Genomic DNA, 17,576 nt, shown 5'->3' with positions numbered 1-17,576 from the left:
ATTGATAGCTGCTAGCGCTTATCTATAAAGCGCTGGAGGCCGAAAACGCTTGAAACGCGTGTATATGAGCCGGTATTTGACTCCCTCTCCCCTCGCGGGAGAGGGTGGGGGAGAGGGGCGATCAGGCACACCGTATGCGTCGCCACCCCTCTCCCCCGGCCCCTCTCCCGCGAGGGGAGAGGGGAGTTCTCACCGCCGCAGCGAGCAGCGGGGAGCGCGGGCCTTCCTGCCTCAGTTGGAGAACGCGGCTATGCCCGTCTGGGCGCGGCCCAGGATCAGCGCATGCACATCGTGCGTGCCTTCGTAGGTGTTCACCACTTCCAGGTTCACCAGGTGGCGGGCCACGCCGAACTCGTCGCTGATGCCGTTGCCGCCCATCATGTCGCGCGCCAGGCGGGCAATGTCCAGCGCCTTGCCGCAGCTGTTGCGCTTGATGATGGAGGTGCCTTCCACGCTGGCCGTGCCTGCATCCTTCATGCGGCCGAACTGCAGGCAGGCCTGCAGGCCGATGGCGATCTCGGTCTGCATGTCGGCCAGCTTCTTCTGGATGAGCTGGTTGGCGGCCAAGGGGCGGCCAAACTGCTTGCGGTCCAGCGTGTACTGGCGGGCGGTGTGCCAGCAGAATTCGGCCGCACCCAGGGCACCCCAGGCGATGCCGTAGCGGGCGCTGTTCAGGCAGGTGAACGGGCCCTTCAGACCTTGCACTTCAGGGAAGGCGTTTTCTTCGGGCACGAACACGTCGTCCATCACGATCTCGCCGGTGATGGAGGCGCGCAGGCCCACCTTGCCGTGGATGGCGGGGGCTGTCAGGCCCTTCATGCCCTTTTCCAGCACAAAGCCGCGGATGGGGCCCACGGCGCCGCCTTCCGACACTTCCTTGGCCCAGACCACGAACACGTCGGCCACGGGGCTGTTGGTGATCCACATCTTGCTGCCCTTGAGCTTGTAGCCACCATCGACCTTGTAGGCGCGCGTGGCCATGCTGCCAGGGTCAGAGCCGTGGTCGGGCTCGGTCAGGCCGAAGCAGCCGATCCACTCGCCGCTGGCGAGCTTGGGCAGGTACTTCTGGCGCTGGGCTTCGCTGCCGAATTCATAAATCGGCACCATCACCAGCGACGACTGCACGCTGGCCATCGAGCGGTAGCCCGAATCCACACGCTCCACTTCGCGGGCGATCAGGCCGTAGGCCACATACGACAGGCCGGGGCCCCCGTACTGCTCGGGGATGGTGGGGCCCAAGAGGCCCACTTCGCCCATCTCGCGGAAGATGCTCACGTCCATCTTTTCGTGGCGGAAGGCGTCCAGCACGCGGGGTGCCAGCTTGTCCTGGCAATAGGCGGCGGCGGCGCCCTGGATGGCGCGCTCGTCGTCGGTCAGTTGCTGGCTCAGGAGGAAAGGGTCATCCCATTGAAAAGCGGCGTGGGCCATGTGTGTCTCCAGATCGGAAAGAGGGGAAAGAAAAACGAATCTGGAATGCATCGTAGGCCTTGGGGTGGTGGCCCGCAAGCGAGTTCTTTTCATCCAGACATGCGTTTATGGAATGTATGAAATACTTGCAGACCACCAATCCGTGGTGGAAAGACTAACTACAAGTTCCTCTTCATCATGCGCCGCAACATTCCATCGACCCAGGCCCTGGCCTGTTTTGAAGTCGCCGCCCGCCACGAGAGCTACACCCGCGCCGCGCAGGAGCTGTCGCTCACCCAAAGCGCGGTGTCGCGCCAGATCCAGGCGCTGGAAGAATTTTTGGGTGTGGCGCTGTTCCGCCGCACGCGCCACGGCGTGGTGCTGACGCCAGCGGGCGCGCACTATGGCCGCCAGGTGGCGCGCTGGCTGCAGGGGCTGGAGCGCGACACGCTGGACGTGATGGCCCACCAGGGCGAGGGCGGCACCCTTACGCTGGCGGCGGTGCCCACCTTTGCCACGCGCTGGCTCATCCCCCGCCTGCCGCAGTTGGCACAGGCGCACCCCGACATCGTGGTGCACATCGACACGCAGACACGGCCTTTTCTGTTTGCCGACACCACGTTTGATGCCGCGCTGTATGCGGGCACGCCCGAGCAGGTGAGCAACTGGCCCGGCGTGCAGGCGCAACTGCTGATGCACGAGGACGTGGTGCCCGTGTGTGCCCCGCGCCTGCTCGAATCGGCCGCGCCCCGGGGCCGGGGCCGCGCCCACCAGCCCGTGGCCGCCGAGGCGCTGGCCGAACTGCCGCTGCTGCAGCAAAGCACGCGCCCCTATGGTTGGCGGCAGTGGTTTGATGCGATGGGGGTGGATGCGCCGCACGCGCTGGATGGCCCGCGCTACGAGCTGTTCTCCATGCTGGCCGTGGCCGCCACGCACGGCATGGGCGTGGCGCTGATCCCGCCGCTGCTGATCGAGGCCGAACTCGCCAGCGGCGAGCTGGTGGTGGCCTGCAACCGACCCCTGCGCGGCGAGCGGGCGTATTACCTCATCAGCCCCGCGCATGTCCCGTCCCAGCCCCCTGTGTTGACCACGTTTGCACGCTGGCTGCAGGCCGCAGCGGCCGAGTCTGCGTCCTCTGAATGACCCGGGTTGCCGCGCTTGCGCCGGCATGGCTGCTGAACTATTCTGATTCGGCGCGAGTCAGTCTTCCATCATCAATCCCATCGTTTCGAGAGTGAGCACCATGACGCCGTACCACGCTCCGCATTTCGATCCCACGGTTGACGAGATCGAGACCCTCAAACAGCTTGAAATGGGCCAGGTCATGACCGTACCCCATGCAATCAAGGAGCACATTTCCGCCCGTCTGCTGGAGTGGGGGCATATCGCCAAGAGCCCCAGCGGCCAGCTCTCCATCACGCCCAGCGGGCGCCAGCTCATTCGACGGCAGGACAACTGATCTGATAGGTCTCACTGCGCTGCGTGTCGCGTTGTGCGGCAGCCGCAAAGCGCTGCTGCAACGCATGCAATCGCCGCGCCATTTGCGGCCCTGTCTGACATGCCTGGAAGCCATTGCGGCACGCACAGCGTGCGGCCGGCGCGCTCTACTCTTCAATCCAATTCGAGGAGATCCCATGAGCATGCAATCCACCTACCAAGGCCCCGCGTTTGACCCCACCGTTGACGAACTGGAAACCCTCAAGCAATTGGAAATGGGCGACCACCCCACGGTTCGCGAGGCCATCAAGGAGCATATGTCCGCACGCTTGCTTGCGGCCGGCTTCATCGCCACAGGGCCCGAGGGTGTACTGGTGGTGACCCCCGCAGGCAGGCAACTGATCCGCCGTCAAGAACCCTGAGCCCCTGTCTGCCAGGGCGATGCCACTGCGCCTGCCACCCCGCCAAAGTGGGGTATTGAATGCGCAGTATGCGCTTAGCCGTTGGCACCTCTAAGCTCTGCGCATTCGTTCGCGACCCTTCACAAGGAGCCCTCTCGTGCGTACAACCTCCGTGGTTCGCAAAGCCCTGTGCATCGCCGCACTGGCAGGCAGCGGCTTTCTCTTGCAAGGCTGCAGCACCGTCAAGCTGGCCTACAACCAGGCGCCTCAGCTTGCGTACTGGCAGCTCAACAACCACCTCGATCTGTCCCAGGACCAGGCCGAACGGGTGCGCGACGCGCTGGATGAGCTGCACCAGTGGCACCGCGGCAACATGCTGCTCCGCCACGCGGCGCTGCTGCAACAGCTGCAGCAGCAACTGCCTTCCGCCATGACGCCCGAGCAGGCGTGCAATGCCTATGCGGAAGTGCGCGGTCAGATCGAGAAGGTCCTGGCACAGGCCGAGCCCAGCCTGGCCTGGCTGGCCACGCAGCTCACCGATGCACAAATCCGCAACCTGCAAAAAAAGCAGGCCCGCAGCAACGCCGACTGGAAAAAGGAGTGGCTGGACGTGACGCCCGAACAGCTGGGCGAGCACCGTTTCAAGCAGCTGGTGTCTCGTGCTGAGGGCTTCTATGGCACCTTGGATGCGCCGCAGAAAGCCGCGCTGCGCAGCTTCATCGCGCAGTCATCGTTCGATGCGCAGCGCACCTATGCCGAGCGTCTGCGGCGGCAGCAAGACTTGGTGCAGACGCTGCAGGCCATCGCCCAGAACCGCAGCGACACAGAGCAGGCGCACCGCCTGGTGCGCGGTTACCTGGACCGCCTGAACACATCGCCCGACGCCGCCTACCAGCGCTACGCGCGAACGCTGGTGAAAGAGGGCTGCGAAGGATTTTCGTCGGCGCACAACGCCATGACGCCCGCACAGCGTAGCCGCGCCGTGCAACCGGTCAAAGGGTATGCAGACGATTTTCTGGTCCTCGCAGCGCGGTAGAGCCCTGGGCGTGTTGCCGAGGCTCTTCGTCAAAAATGATAGCTGCCAGCGCTTGATGGATAAGCGCTGGGGATGTTCTGCTTACCCTCGCGAGTCGGTGGTAGTGCGCATCGGGATGGCCCGGTTCGATCTGCCGCTGCCTTGCCCCGCGTCAGCCCGGCATCCGCAGGCCTGAAGATAGCGATGACACCGAGGGTGCCGATCGTGCAGGCGCTGCGGTCGGTGGTGCCGTGGCAGCAGCGCCGTCTGCACCATCGGCTGCGGCGCCGGGCGGCGTAGTCAAGAACAGGTGCAATGCCTGCGCATCCACGTCGCTCAGCTGACCCAGCGACTCGAACGGCATCACCTGGATGGGGCTGCCGTCCGGGCGCTTTCCGCTGCGCAGCATCGCGATGAAATCTGCGCGGCTTGCGTAGCGGGCCATGGCGCTGGCCGTGCCCGGGCGGATGTCGGATGCAGCGGGCCAGTCCGGCGGGCCACCCGGAATTTTTCCCCCCGCCAGGTCGGCGCCGTGGCAGCCGATACACATGTTGGCCACATAGCGCCCGTTCGCCACCGTCACTCCTGCAGGCACGGGGCGCGAGGGTGCTAGCTGGTGGTCGATGCGCGCTGCCGCGTCCGGGATGGCGCCCAGGCCGTACAGCACCCATGCGGGGCGCGGCAGCTCCACCACCGCCTCCTGCAGCCCGGGCCGCGCGGGCAACTGGCGGATGTACGACACCAGCGCGTTCAGGTCGTCGTTGGTTAAGCGGTTGTAGTCCTGGCTAGGCATCACCAGCAGGGGCCGACCGTTGGGCTTGACGCCGTGGCGGATGGCGCTGTTCCAGTCCTCGGGCTGGTAGCGGGCCACCACGCCGGCCGCGGTGATGTTGGGGCCCGCCAGGCGGGTGCCCTTGCCGTCGTTGACGAACTCGCGGCCCGTGCCCTCCGCGCCATGGCAGTCGGTGCAGCCGCGCGACGCATACAGATACCTGCCGCGCTCAATGGTCTGCACATCGGTGGTATAGGCCACGGGGCGGGGCTTGATGTCGATGTAGCGGTTGCGTTTTTGCTCGGCCAGGTACAGGCCACTGGCTGCCGCGGCGGCCACGATGAGGCCCAGCAGCAGTGCGCTGCCAGCGGTCCATTTCATCCAGCGTTTCATAGTGGGGTGCCTTTGTAATGCTTTCTTTTTCAACAAACAGGTTCACAGAACCAGAGCGGCGGATTCTGAAGTTGTCGAAGGCATTTGGGACACCCTGCGCACGAAGGGTCTGATACTGCTGGTGACATTTTTCACACGACTGCCTTCGACTTGGGGCTGGGGTGCGCTCGGGGTGAGAGCATGGCCTTCTGACGTCAGTGGTCTGAGTTTTCCGAACACGCGGAATGCCGGTACGGGCCGTGTCCGGCTGCCTCTGCTGCATCTCATGAGGTGGCGCAGAGGGCTTGCACACTCTGCCTTTGGCCATCTGTGAAGGCGCCTCCAAGCGCTTGTGCGCAAACAGGCCCCGTCAAAGATAAGACAATCCTGCGAGGAGAAGCGTATTCATGAGCTATGTCATTCACATATGGGAGCAACCCACCCCGGCGACCTTGACGGAGGCCCAATCCGTGTTGAATCGCCTCGTTGATCAGCCTGCCCCACCGAACCCGCGTTTTGTAGAGCTTGCGCGACGCATTCATGCCTTCATGCCGGAACTTGCGTCTGATTGGTCGCTGGATGCGCCGAATGGTGTTCTTGATGAAAGAGTCTGGTCGTTGGGGCTGGCCAGCACTTTGCCTGGCAACTTCTATCCGCGGCTGATCGATGAGGCGGTGAACTTGGGGCTGAGCGTTTACGACGAGCAGGCCGGGGAGTGTTTTGTGCCTGGGCCCTGGCGGCTTTCCGAGGCGGGCCGTGAGCGCTTGGTTCATCGGCCGGTTGCTGCCCCGCCCGCGCCATCCGGGTCGCTCGATGTGCAGGGGCGCTTTCGGGCGCTTGTTTTGCCTCGATTGCAGCCCCATGGTTTTGTTTTGGAAACGCCACCGCGGCGCGGCAATCAGGTGCTGACGCAGTTGGTTCGGCACACGCTGTTGGGCGAGCAGCGCATTTTGGTCGAGTGGCGGGGGGACGCGGATCCGGAGGTTGTTGCAAGTGTGTTTTGCAGCATTACGCCAGCGTTGCCCGACCCGGTAGCCAAAATCTGTGCGCCGCAGACCAGCATTCGCTTCGACGTTGTGGACACGCCGCAGATCAATGCCTTCCTGCACCGCTTCTCGCCTGCAAAGCCGACATCCCGCAGCTACTTCGTCTCGGGGGTGGCCGGACTGGAGCGCTTTTTGCCCGCCTTGGGCGATTGGCTGCTGGCCGAGTTGTTGCCCGTGCTGGACCAGTGCAAAACGCTGCCAGATTTCCTGGCGTATGACGTTTTTGAGCCCCGCCATCCCATCTACATCAAGGCCTATCTGGCCAATCTGGCCCTGGCGTATTGCGCCGAGGTGCCTGATCTGGATGCGCGCTTTGATCAACTCATGCGGCGGCGCCGTGCCGAAGGGATGAATCCTGACCAAATGGCAGCCGCCTTTGAGGCATTGCGTTCGCTCCGCAGGACTTGAGGACTTTGTTGCGGGCGCACGGATCGTTTCACCGGGGTCCCACCCAGCGGCGGCGGGTGGGCCGCCTCATGCCGCCCCCTGCGGCTGCCCCCCACACTCTCCCACCACCCAGTCCCTGAACGCCTTCACGAGCGGCGTCTGCGCCCGCGCCTCGGGGTACACCAGGTAGTACGCATCGGTGCTGGTCAGCACCTGGTCGGACAGCTCCACCAGGCTCCCCGTCGCAAGCTCCTGCTCAATCAAAAAGCGCGGCAGCAGCGCCGCGCCCAGGTGCGACACGGCGGCCTGCGCAATCATGGCGAAGTGTTCGGACTGCGGGCCGCGCAAGGCCAGGGCGGTGGGGGCGCCCACCAACTCGAACCATTCGGCCCATTGCGTGGGGCGGGTGCTTTGCTGCAGCAGCACCACGCGCGCCAGGTCTTGCGGAGTGCGGATATGGTGGCGGTCGCGGTAGGCGGGGCTGCACACCGGCACGGTTTCTTCGTGCATGAGGTATTCGCACACGGCGCCGGCCCAGTGCGGCGCGCCGAAGTGGATGGCGGCGTCGAACGGCGTGCCGGTGAAGTCAAAGGGCTCGGTGCGCGCCGACAAATTCACCATGACCTGCGGGTGCAGCTCCATGAAGCGCCCCAGGCGCGGGATGAGCCAGCGTGTGCCCAGCGTGGGCAGCACCGCCAGGTTGAGCAGGCCGTCGGTGCTGGCGAATGCCATGGCCTTTTGGGTGCTGGCCGACAGCTGCTGCAGCACGGCCTGCACGTCCGCCGCATAGACGCGGCCGGCGTCCGTCAGCACCACACGCTGGCGCACGCGGTGGAAGAGGGCGGTGCCCAGCTGTTCTTCCAGTTGCCGGATCTGGCGCGACACGGCGCTTTGCGTGAGGTGCAGCTCTTCGGCCGCGCGCGACACGCTCTGGTGGCGCGCGGCCGCTTCAAAGGCCAGCAGATCAGCGGTGGACGGCAAGAAGGCGCGGCGCAGCAGGGTCATGCGTGAGGGGAATGATGGGAGGGCGGAAACTTGAATTGTTTTGGGCTGCTGGCGCTTTTAGGGTAAGCGCCAGGTGCTATGCTATTGTGCGGCCAGTTAATTCCGTTTTGTGATCAAGTCGTTCCATTTTTTTGCTATGCAGGGCGGGGCGGATGGGGCGATAGTGGCGTGTTGCCGGGCAGTCCCGACGTCTGGCTGTTTCTCTTATTCCTCCTTCCGTAGCGAGTCCTGCCATGTCCGCCATCCCCACCGCCGCCCCCCTGGTGACCGAAGTTGATCAACTGCTGCAACGCCTGGGCGTGCCCCGCAGGGCGTACTCGGGCGGCAGCCTGCCGGTGCGCTCGCCCATCACGGGCGAGGCGATTGGTGCGGTGGCGCAGGCGTCGCCGGCCGATGCCACGGCCGCGATTGGCCGCGCGCATGCGGCCTTCCAGGCGTGGCGCAATGTGCCCGCACCGCGCCGGGGCGAACTGGTGCGCCTGCTGGGCGAAGAGCTGCGCGCGGCCAAGGCCGACCTGGGCCTGCTTGTAACCATCGAGGCGGGCAAGATCCCGTCCGAAGGCTTGGGCGAGGTGCAGGAGATGATCGACATCTGCGACTTTGCCGTGGGCCTGTCGCGCCAGCTGTATGGCTTGACGATTGCCACCGAGCGCCCCGGCCACCGCATGATGGAAACCTGGCATCCGCTGGGCGTGTGCGGCGTGATCTCGGCCTTCAACTTCCCCGTGGCCGTGTGGTCGTGGAACGCCGCGCTGGCGCTGGTGTGCGGTGATTCGGTGGTGTGGAAGCCGTCCGAGAAAACGCCGCTCACCGCACTGGCCACCCACGCCATCGCGCAGCGCGCCCTTGCACGCTTCGGCAGCGATGCGCCCGAAGGCCTGCTGGAGCTGCTCATCGGCCAGCGCGACATCGGGGAGGTGCTGGTGGATGACGCCCGTGTGCCCGTGCTGTCGGCCACGGGCTCCACCGCCATGGGCCGTGCCGTGGGCCCGCGCCTGGCAGCGCGTTTTGCGCGCGGCATTCTGGAGCTGGGCGGCAACAACGCGGCCATCGTGGCGCCCACGGCCGACCTGGGCCTGGCCCTGCGCGGCATTGCGTTTGCGGCCATGGGCACGGCCGGCCAGCGCTGCACCACGCTGCGCCGTCTGTTCGTGCACGAGAGCATTTACGACCAGCTGGTGCCCCAGCTCGCCAAGGTGTACGCCAACGTGCAGGTGGGCGACCCACGCACTGCGGGCACGCTAGTGGGCCCGCTGATTGACCGCATGGCGTTTGACGGCATGCAAAAGGCGCTGGAACAAAGCCGCGCGCTGGGCGCCACCGTGCACGGGGGCGGCCTTGTGGAAGGCATCGGCGGTGCGGATGCGTATTACGTGCGCCCCGCTCTGGTGGAGCTGCAAAAACACGAAGGCCCCGCGCTGCACGAAACCTTTGCGCCCATCCTGTACGTGGTGCGCTACAGCACGCTGGATGAGGCCATTGCCATGAACAACGCCGTGGGCGCGGGCCTGTCGTCGTCCATCTTCACGCTGAACATGCGCGAGGCCGAGTTGTTCATGTCCGCAGCGGGTTCAGACTGCGGCATTGCCAATGTGAACATCGGCCCCAGCGGCGCCGAGATTGGGGGCGCGTTTGGCGGCGAGAAGGAAACCGGTGGCGGGCGCGAGGCGGGGTCGGACAGCTGGAAGGCGTACATGCGTCGGGCGACGAACACCATCAACTATTCGAATGCGCTGCCGCTGGCGCAGGGCGTGAAGTTTGACGTGTGATGCCCATCGTCATCATCGGCGGCGGCGTCATCGGCAGCGCCATTGCCTACTTCCTCACGTTGCAGCACCCGGGTTGTGGGGTGGTGGTAGTCGAACGCGACCCGACCTACACGCGCGCCTCGTCAGCGCTGTCGGCCAGCTCCATCCGACAGCAGTTCTCTACCGACATCAATATCCAGATTTCGGCATTTGGCATTGGCTTTTTGCGCAACGTGGGCGCGCTGTTGGCGTGCCATGGCGATGTGCCCGACATTGGCTTGCACGAAGGTGGCTACCTGTACCTGGCCACCCACGCCGGTGAGGCCACGCTGCGCGAGAACCACGCGCTGCAAATGCAGCACGGTGCCGATGTAGCGCTGCTCAGCCCGCAGCAGCTGGCCGAACGCTTTCCCTGGCTGGCACTGCAGGACGTGGTGCTGGGCTCGCTGGGTCTGTCGGGTGAGGGCTGGTTCGATGGGTACCTGCTGCTGACGGCGCTGCGAAAGAAGGCGCAAAGCCAGGGTGTGCGCTACGTGGCCGATGAGGCGGTGGGGCTGGACACCGTGAGCAGCGATGGCGTTGTGCATGTGAAAGCGGTGCGCTTGCAAAGCGGCGCCGTGCTGCCTTGCCGCTACGCCGTGAACGCGGGTGGCCCGTGGGCGGCTGCTATTGCCGGCTGGGCGGGTATTGATCTGCCCGTGGTGGGCAAGCGCCGCACGGTGTTCAACCTGGCCAGCCCGGCAGCGCTGCCGGGTTGCCCGCTCCTCATCGACAGCAGCGGCATCTGGCTGCGGCCCGAGGGCAAAGGTTTTATCTGCGGCTTTGCGCCCGAGGCCGACAACGACGCCGACTTTGCCCCGCTGGAGCCCGACTACGACGCGTTTGACAGCTACATCTGGCCGACGCTGGCCGAGCGCATCCCAGGCTTTGAGGCACTGCGCATGCAGGGTGCCTGGGCGGGCTACTATGAAATGAATACGTTCGACCACAATGCGCTGGTGGGCCTGCACGCCGCCTGCGACAACCTAGTGTTCGCCAACGGGTTCTCGGGCCATGGGCTGCAGCAAAGCCCGGCCATAGGGCGCGGCTTGGCCGAATGGTTGTTGACCGGCCGTTACCAGAGCATGGACCTGTCGCCCCTGTCCATCGGCCGCATCGCACGCGGGCAGCCCCTGCTGGAGAAGAATGTGATCTGAACATGCAGCACGGCGCTGCGGCCTGCCCGGTGGCAGCTTGCGGCTGCGCTCCTTTGTACGATTTGTCTGTTGAATTTCCACCTGTGACCAACGCCATGACCACCCCACAGAACCCCGCCCCTGCAACTGCCCGCACGGGCGGCCAGATCCTCGTTCAGCAGCTCATCACCCATGGCGTGAAGCAGCTCTTTTGCGTGCCGGGCGAGAGCTATCTGGCCGTGCTGGATGCCCTGCACGATGCCGACATCGGCGTGACCGTGTGCCGCCAGGAGGGCGGCGCGGCCATGATGGCCGAGGCGCAGGGCAAGCTCACGGGCCAGCCGGGCATCTGCTTTGTGACACGCGGGCCGGGCGCTACCAATGCGTCGGCCGGCGTGCACATCGCGCACCAGGACTCGACGCCGCTGATCCTGTTCGTGGGCCAGGTGGCCCGCAACGCCATGGGCCGCGAGGCGTTCCAGGAACTGGACTACAGCGCCGTGTTCGGCACCATGGCCAAGTGGGTGGTGCAGATTGACGACCCGGCGCGTGTGCCCGAGCTGATCTCGCGTGCCTTCCATGTGGCCACCTCGGGCCGCCCGGGCCCTGTGGTGGTGGCGTTGCCCGAAGACATGCTGACTGAAGCCGCCACGGTGGCCGATGCGCTGCCCTACCAGGTCACCGAAACGCACCCCGGCCCCGCGCAGATGGCCGAGCTGGCCCAGCGCCTGAAAGCTGCACACCAGCCCGTGGCCATCCTGGGCGGAAGCCGCTGGTCCGAGCAGGCTGTGCGCGAGTTTGTGGCCTTTGCCGAGGCCTGGTCGCTGCCGGTGTACTGCTCGTTCCGGCGGCAGATGCTGTTCCCGGCCTACCACCCGTGCTATGGCGGCGACCTGGGCCTGGGCGTGAACCCGCGCCTGCTGGCGCGCATCCGCGAATCCGACCTGGTGCTGGTGGTGGGCGGGCGGCTGTCCGAGATTCCGTCGCAGGGCTACGAGCTGTTTGCCATCCCCAACCCCGCGCAGCCACTGGTGCATGTGCATGCCGACGCCGACGAGCTGGGCAAGCTGTACCGGCCCGCCCTGGCCATCCACGCCACCCCGCAAGCGTTCACTGCCGCGCTGGCCAGCGTGCGCCCCGCAACGCCCGTGGCGTGGCATGCCCATGCCGAAATGGCGCGGTCTGAGTATGTGCTGTGGAGCGATACCAACCCCATCCAGATTCCGGGCGAACTGCAGATGGGCCAGGTCATGCAGCACCTCAAGTCCACACTGCCGCCCAACACCATCTTCTGCAACGGTGCGGGCAACTTCGCCACCTGGGTGCACCGCTTCTGGCCATTCACAACCTATGCCAGCCAGCTCGCGCCCACCAGCGGCTCCATGGGCTATGGCCTGCCGGCCGGTGTGGGTGCCAAGCGCCTGTGGCCAGAGCGCGAGGTGGTGGTGTTTGCGGGTGATGGCGACTTCTTGATGCACGGCCAGGAGTTTGCGACTGCCGTGCAGTACGGCCTGCCCATCATCGTGGTGCTGCTCGACAACGCCATGTACGGCACCATCCGCATGCACCAGGAGCGCGAGTACCCCGGCCGCGTGAGCGCCACACAGCTCAAGAACCCGGACTTCAAGGCGTACGCGCTCGCCTTTGGCGGCCACGGCGAGCGGGTTGAGCGGACGGAAGAGTTTGCCCCCGCCCTGGCCCGCGCACGCGCCAGCGGCCTGCCCAGCGTGCTGCACTGTTTGATCAACCCTGAGGCCATCACGCCCACGGGCACGCTGCAGGGCATTCGCAGCGCGGCGCTGGCTAAACGGTAATTTAATTCATAGAAATAGTGTAGAAGCCGAAAAACAAATTTCTATGAATAAATTGAATAGTTGATTCGCAACGCGTACTGTCTCTGGCTGAGATTTTATTCATAGAGTTGCATGAAAATCGGACTTTGCTACTATCTATGAATGCCAAAACAGGTGACGCCCCCGGCGGAATATCCGCAAGCCGTCCTGCAGCAGATTGAGCTGCTAGGCCAGCACATCTCCATTGCGCGCAAGCGGCGGGGCGAGACGCAAGCTGAATGGGCGCGTCGCCTGGGGGTATCGCAGCCCACTATGGCACGCATTGAACGCGGCGACCCGTCCGTGGCCATGGCCAGCTATGTGATGTGCATGTGGCTGGTGAATCCGGCCGTGGCGGTGGCCGATCTCGTGGCACCGCAACACGACAGCGCGGCGCTGGAGCGCGAAGTGAGCCGGGTGCGCAAACCCCGGTCGCGCTCGCGCACAGCGGGCTTTTCCGGCGCGGCGGGCCCCCGCGCGCCGGTGGCTGCCTCGGAGGTGGGGCTCCAGGGCGCAGCCGCGGGACTGGCAGCGTTGCTGAACCCGGGCGCCAAGGCTGCGCGATGAAATCCGCGAAGCGCACGGGCCCGGTCACCGCCCGCAGCTATCTACCGCAGGACCAGCTCTATGTCTGGGCGTTGGTGAATCCCGCCCAGCCCATGCTGGTGGGGGAACTGCGCCTGTCGCACCTAGTCGCCGACTGCGCCACCTTCCGGTACGCGCAGGACTGGTGGCACTTTCCGCTCAGCGAGGATTTGCCGCTGGTGGCGGGGCAGGAGTTCACCGCCGGCGAGCGCGGCAGCGCCCCGGGGGCCATCGACGATGCGCGGCCCGACCGCTGGGGCGAGCGCATCATCCGCCATGTGGACCGGCCTGCGCGGCTGTCGATCCTGGAGATGCTGCTGTTTGCCGGCGACGACAGGTTTGGCGCTTTAGGCGTTTCGGTATCTGCCGTGCGCTACGTGCCCCGCCTGCTGGGCCCCTACCCGCAGGTGCGCGACCTGGCGCAACTGAGCGCCGCGGTAGAGGACCTCCAAACCCAGGCCCCGGTCACTGCCGACATGCAGCGCCTGATCCAGCCCGGCGTGACGCTGGGTGGCGCCCGGCCCAAGGCCTTGCTGCAGACCGAGGCCGGCGCCTGCGTGGTCAAGTTCAGCGAGCTGGACGATGCGGTGGACACGCCTCTGGTGGAGCACGCCACCATGACGCTGGCCGCCTGCGCAGGCATTCGCGTGGCCACCACGGGCGTGCTGCCGCTGCCAGCCCGCCACGGCAAGGCGCACCATGCGCTCACCATCGAGCGCTTTGACCGCGTGGGCCCCTATCGGCTGCACTGCCTCTCGGCCCGCACACTGCTGCGGGCGGCGCGGCTGCCCGAGAGCTACGGCGCGCTGGCCACCGTCCTGCTGCGGCTGGCGCACCCCGAAGGGCAGGTGGCGCAGCGCGAGGAGCTGTTCCAGCGCATGGTGTTCAACATCCTGATGGACAACACCGACGACCACGAGCGAAACCACAGCGTGCGCCTGGGGCTGAACGGCTACTACGAACTCACCCCGGCCTATGACGTGGTGCCCACCTTGCAAAATCTGGGCTACCAGGCCCTGGCCGTTGGCATTGCGGGGGCGGAGTCCAGCCTGGACAACGCGCTGACCGAGTTGAGCGAGTTCGGCATCAAGCGGCCGCGGGCCATTGAGCTGATCCGGCAGGTGGTGCAGGTGGTCGATGGGTGGGCCGCGCATTTCGTGCAGCAGGGCGTGAGCGCCGCCGACATGGAGCTGCTGCGCGCCAGTATCGACCGAGACGCGCTGCTGCGCCAGCGGCAGGCCTTTCGATAAGCGCGCTTGTTGTCCCATGGCAGCAGCCTGTCACGCTGCAGCGCACAATAGCGGGCGTGCCCGATTCTTCCGACCACAAGCCCGCAGCGCCTGCCCCGCCAGAGCGCGAAGGGCAGCAGCGGCTGCGCCGCATCGCCCACCTCGACATGGATGCCTTTTTTGCATCCGTCGAGCTGCTGCGCTACCCGCAGCTCAAGGGCCTGCCCGTGGTGATTGGAGGCGGGCGGCGCAAGGTGGATGAACTGTTGCTGCAAGGCCCGGATGGCACGGGTTTGCGCGAGCGGCATTTCATCCCGGTGGAGGACTTCCCGCTGCTTAAGGACTATGTGGGCCGGGGCGTGATCACCACCGCCACCTACCCCGCGCGGCAGTTCGGTGTGGGCTCGGCCATGGGCATGATGAAGGCTGCCAAGCTGTGCCCGCAAGCCATTGTGTTGCCGGTGGATTTTGACGAGGTGCGGCGGTTTTCACGCCTGTTCAAAAGCACCATCATGGAGATAGCCCCCGTAATGCAGGACCGCGGCGTGGACGAGGTGTACATCGACTTCACCGACGTGCCCGGCGGCCAGCGCGAGGGGGGGCGGGTGCTGGCGCGGCTCATCCAGAAAAGCATTTTTGAAAAGACGGGCCTTACCTGCTCTATCGGCGTGGCGCCCAACCGGCTGCTGGCCAAGATGGCCAGCGAGTTCAACAAGCCGAACGGCATCTCCATCGTTTACGAGGAAGACCTGCAGAGCAAGATCTGGCCGCTGAACGTGCGCAAGATCAACGGCATCGGCCCCAAGGCGGGCGAGAAGCTGGCGCGGCTGGGCATCGAGACCATTGGCCAACTGGCCGCGCAGGACGAGCAATGGCTCATCGGCCACTTCGGCAAGTCCACCGGCGCGTGGATGCACCGCGTAGCCTGGGGCCGCGACGACAGCCCGGTGGTGACCGAGAGCGAGCCCGTGAGCATGAGCCGCGAGACGACTTTTGACCGCGACCTGCACGCCGTGCGCGACCGAGCCGAGCTGTCGGCCATCTTCACAGACCTGTGCATGCGCGTGGCGGCGGACCTGCAGCGCAAGGGCTATGTGGCGCGCACCTTCGGCATCAAGCTGCGCTACGACGACTTCAAGATCGCCACGCGCGACCACACCGTGGATTTCTTCACCGCCGACGGCCCCACGATCCGCAAGCTGGCCGGACAGTGCCTCAAGCGCGTGCCGCTGGACAAGCGCCTGAGGCTGTTGGGCGTGCGGGCCAGCGGGCTGGCGGTGCGTGGCGAAGAACCCGCGCTAGAGCCCAGGACGGCCCGCTCTGCAGCCGCACGAAGAGACGCGGGAGCGAGGGGTGGCGAGATGGAAACAGGTCAGTTGTTCTGAGTGAGGCTTCCTGATTTTTCCGGCCTGTCGTTGTGAGCGGGTTTGGCTCAAAAACCCACGCATACGCCGTTAGACTTGATTGGTATCAAGCGGTTACAAACACTTCAACAACCCGGCCGCGCAGTCCCCCGATCCCGCAGTCATTCCAGGAGCAAACGATGCGCATCAATCTGCCTGTGACACAGCAGAACTTCGACTTTCCGGGCGATGAGCTGCTGGTGTCCAGCACCAATACCAAGGGTGAAATCACCCATTGCAACCCCGCATTCGTGCGTGTGAGCGGCTACAGCTTTGAGGAGTTGATCGGCCAGCCGCACAACCTTATCCGCCACCCCGACATGCCCTCCGAGGCATTCAAGGACATGTGGCGCACGATTGGCCGGGGCGAGCCGTGGACGGGCCTGGTCAAGAACCGACGCGAGAACGGCGACCACTACTGGGTGCGCGCCAACGTCACTCCCATCATGGAGGGCGGCAAGCCACGGGGCTATATGTCGGTGCGCACCAAGCCTGCCGCTGCCGAGGTCGCGGCTGCCGACGCGCTCTATGCGCAGATGCGCACAGAGGCCAGCGCGGGCGCCAGCAGCTTCACGCTGGAATCTGGCGTGGTGCGCCACCGTGGCCTGCGTGGCTGGCTGCAAGGCCTGTCACAGATGGCGCTGCTGCCGCGCATGGCCTTGCTATTGAGCATGGTGGTGGTGCTAGCCCTCGTGCCAGATGTGCTGGGCCTGCAGGGGACCACTGCCTGGGTAACCCGCCTGGCGCTGTTGCTGCTGGGAGCGGGGTGGACGCTGTGGCGTTTTCAGGCCCTGGTGCTGCAGGGCGTGCACGACGCCACGCGGTTCGCATCCGATATTTCCGCCTGCAACCTGGCCACCTCCGTCAGTGCGGATTACCCCCAGCCTCTGGGCGCGTTGATGCAGCGTCTGCAACAGACGCAGGTGAACCTGCGCGCGGTGGTGGGCGACGTGCGCACGGAGGTGCGGAACTTCATCGAGTCTGCCGATGAAATCTCGCGTGGAGGCCTGGACCTTTCTGCCCGTACGGAGTCCCAGGCCAGCAGCCTGGAGGAGACGGCTGCATCCATGGAGCAGTTGGCCAGCACCGTGCAGCAGACGGCCGAAACGGCGGCCAAGGTGTCGCACGAAAGCGCGCAGAGCAGCGATATCGCCACACGCGGCGGACGCGCGGTGCAAGAGGTGGGCGCGGCCATGCAGCAGATGAAGCAATCGTCCACCAAGATCAGCGAGATCGTGGGTGTGATCGAGGGCATCGCCTTCCAGACCAATCTGCTGGCGCTCAACGCTGCCGTGGAGGCAGCCCGTGCGGGCGAACAAGGCCGGGGCTTTGCGGTGGTGGCGGGCGAGGTGCGGGCGCTCGCGCAGCGCAGCGCCAGCTCGGCCAAGGAGATCAGCGCGCTCATCGGCGTCACGGTGGACCAGATCGCCAGCGGTGCCCAGCAAATGGACCATGCGGGCACAACCATTGAAGGCGTGGTCAGCGCTGTGGGGCGCGTGAGCGCCCTGGTCCAGCAGATCAGCAGTGCCACGCACGAACAATCGCAAGGCATCGCGCAGGTCAACGAGGCCGTGACGCAACTGGACACTGTGACGCAGCAGAACGCGGCACTTGTGGAAGAGTCGGCCGCCGCAGCGCAGGGCCTGAAGGAGAGCGCCGAGTCGCTGGGCCGGTCTGTGGACGTGTTCCGGCTGGGTTGACGCCACAGCCACAGATGGATTTAGGGATGGGCAGCTGGCTGCGTGTCCGCCGGCCGGCCATC

Annotated in this window: 15 protein-coding genes; 12 read left to right on the top strand and 3 right to left on the bottom strand. The window is 65.7% G+C overall.

All coding sequences use genetic code 11. The annotated features are described in order from the left end of the window. Window positions 1-231: 231 nt before the first annotated feature. A complete protein-coding gene (locus tag ACK4HJ_RS07060; RefSeq protein ID WP_409829212.1) occupies window positions 232-1,428 on the bottom strand; it encodes an acyl-CoA dehydrogenase in 1,197 nt (398 codons plus the stop codon). A gap of 177 nt (window positions 1,429-1,605) precedes the next feature. On the opposite strand from ACK4HJ_RS07060, the gene ACK4HJ_RS07055 reads away from it, so the two are divergent. The 4 genes from ACK4HJ_RS07055 to ACK4HJ_RS07040 all read left to right on the top strand — a co-directional run bounded on the left by ACK4HJ_RS07055 (window position 1,606) and on the right by ACK4HJ_RS07040 (window position 4,281). Then, the gene (locus ACK4HJ_RS07055; RefSeq protein ID WP_409829210.1) at window positions 1,606-2,550 is read left to right on the top strand and encodes a LysR family transcriptional regulator; all 945 of its coding nucleotides are present in this window, start codon (window positions 1,606-1,608) and stop codon (window positions 2,548-2,550) included. A 100-nt stretch (window positions 2,551-2,650) separates the two neighbouring features. After that, window positions 2,651-2,866, top strand: a complete 216-nt coding sequence (locus ACK4HJ_RS07050; protein ID WP_409829207.1) for a hypothetical protein — start codon at window positions 2,651-2,653, stop codon at window positions 2,864-2,866. 175 nt (window positions 2,867-3,041) lie between these two features. After that, entirely contained in the window at window positions 3,042-3,266 is a 225-nt protein-coding gene (locus tag ACK4HJ_RS07045) for a hypothetical protein (RefSeq protein WP_409829205.1), read from the top strand. Between the two features lie 136 nt (window positions 3,267-3,402). Further along, complete coding sequence (locus tag ACK4HJ_RS07040) at window positions 3,403-4,281, top strand: DUF6279 family lipoprotein (RefSeq protein WP_409829202.1); 879 nt, start codon at window positions 3,403-3,405, stop codon at window positions 4,279-4,281. A gap of 151 nt (window positions 4,282-4,432) precedes the next feature. Here ACK4HJ_RS07040 and ACK4HJ_RS07035 read toward each other — a convergent pair whose 3' ends face one another. Then, on the bottom strand, window positions 4,433-5,425 hold the full coding sequence (locus ACK4HJ_RS07035) for a c-type cytochrome (protein ID WP_409829200.1): 993 nt from the start codon (window positions 5,423-5,425) through the stop codon (window positions 4,433-4,435). A 386-nt stretch (window positions 5,426-5,811) separates the two neighbouring features. Between ACK4HJ_RS07035 and ACK4HJ_RS07030 the strand changes: the two genes are divergently transcribed. Then, window positions 5,812-6,858 (top strand): hypothetical protein, encoded by a 1,047-nt coding sequence (locus tag ACK4HJ_RS07030; protein ID WP_409829197.1) that lies wholly within the window; start codon window positions 5,812-5,814, stop codon window positions 6,856-6,858. 66 nt (window positions 6,859-6,924) lie between these two features. Here the strand turns inward: ACK4HJ_RS07030 and ACK4HJ_RS07025 are convergent, their stop codons facing one another. Further along, window positions 6,925-7,842 carry a LysR family transcriptional regulator gene (locus tag ACK4HJ_RS07025; protein WP_409829194.1) on the bottom strand — a complete coding sequence of 306 codons (918 nt, stop codon included), beginning with the start codon at window positions 7,840-7,842 and terminating at the stop codon, window positions 6,925-6,927. Between the two features lie 233 nt (window positions 7,843-8,075). Here ACK4HJ_RS07025 and ACK4HJ_RS07020 point away from each other — a divergent pair, with 233 nt between their 5' ends. The 7 genes from ACK4HJ_RS07020 to ACK4HJ_RS06990 all read left to right on the top strand — a co-directional run bounded on the left by ACK4HJ_RS07020 (window position 8,076) and on the right by ACK4HJ_RS06990 (window position 17,514). Then, a complete protein-coding gene (locus ACK4HJ_RS07020) occupies window positions 8,076-9,611 on the top strand; it encodes an aldehyde dehydrogenase family protein (RefSeq protein ID WP_409829191.1) in 1,536 nt (511 codons plus the stop codon). Continuing rightward, on the top strand, window positions 9,611-10,786 hold the full coding sequence (locus ACK4HJ_RS07015; protein ID WP_409829188.1) for an NAD(P)/FAD-dependent oxidoreductase: 1,176 nt from the start codon (window positions 9,611-9,613) through the stop codon (window positions 10,784-10,786). The genes ACK4HJ_RS07020 and ACK4HJ_RS07015 overlap by 1 nt, the downstream gene beginning before the upstream one ends. A gap of 95 nt (window positions 10,787-10,881) precedes the next feature. Continuing rightward, window positions 10,882-12,579 carry a thiamine pyrophosphate-binding protein gene (locus ACK4HJ_RS07010; protein WP_409829185.1) on the top strand — a complete coding sequence of 566 codons (1,698 nt, stop codon included), beginning with the start codon at window positions 10,882-10,884 and terminating at the stop codon, window positions 12,577-12,579. Window positions 12,580-12,720: 141 nt separating this feature from the next. After that, window positions 12,721-13,164 carry a helix-turn-helix transcriptional regulator gene (locus tag ACK4HJ_RS07005; RefSeq protein WP_409829182.1) on the top strand — a complete coding sequence of 148 codons (444 nt, stop codon included), beginning with the start codon at window positions 12,721-12,723 and terminating at the stop codon, window positions 13,162-13,164. Further along, window positions 13,161-14,432, top strand: coding sequence for a type II toxin-antitoxin system HipA family toxin (locus tag ACK4HJ_RS07000; RefSeq protein ID WP_409829179.1), 1,272 nt, complete (start codon window positions 13,161-13,163; stop codon window positions 14,430-14,432). Before ACK4HJ_RS07005 ends, ACK4HJ_RS07000 begins: the two co-directional genes overlap by 4 nt. Window positions 14,433-14,578: 146 nt before the next feature. Further along, complete coding sequence (locus tag ACK4HJ_RS06995) at window positions 14,579-15,796, top strand: Y-family DNA polymerase (RefSeq protein ID WP_409829274.1); 1,218 nt, start codon at window positions 14,579-14,581, stop codon at window positions 15,794-15,796. Window positions 15,797-15,954: 158 nt separating this feature from the next. Then, window positions 15,955-17,514, top strand: coding sequence for a methyl-accepting chemotaxis protein (locus tag ACK4HJ_RS06990; RefSeq protein WP_409829176.1), 1,560 nt, complete (start codon window positions 15,955-15,957; stop codon window positions 17,512-17,514). Window positions 17,515-17,576 lie beyond the last annotated feature (62 nt).

This window comes from Acidovorax sp., assembly GCF_046294525.1.
Lineage (GTDB): Bacteria > Pseudomonadota > Gammaproteobacteria > Burkholderiales > Burkholderiaceae_C > Acidovorax.
This window is presented reverse-complemented; position numbering and strand designations above follow the sequence as displayed.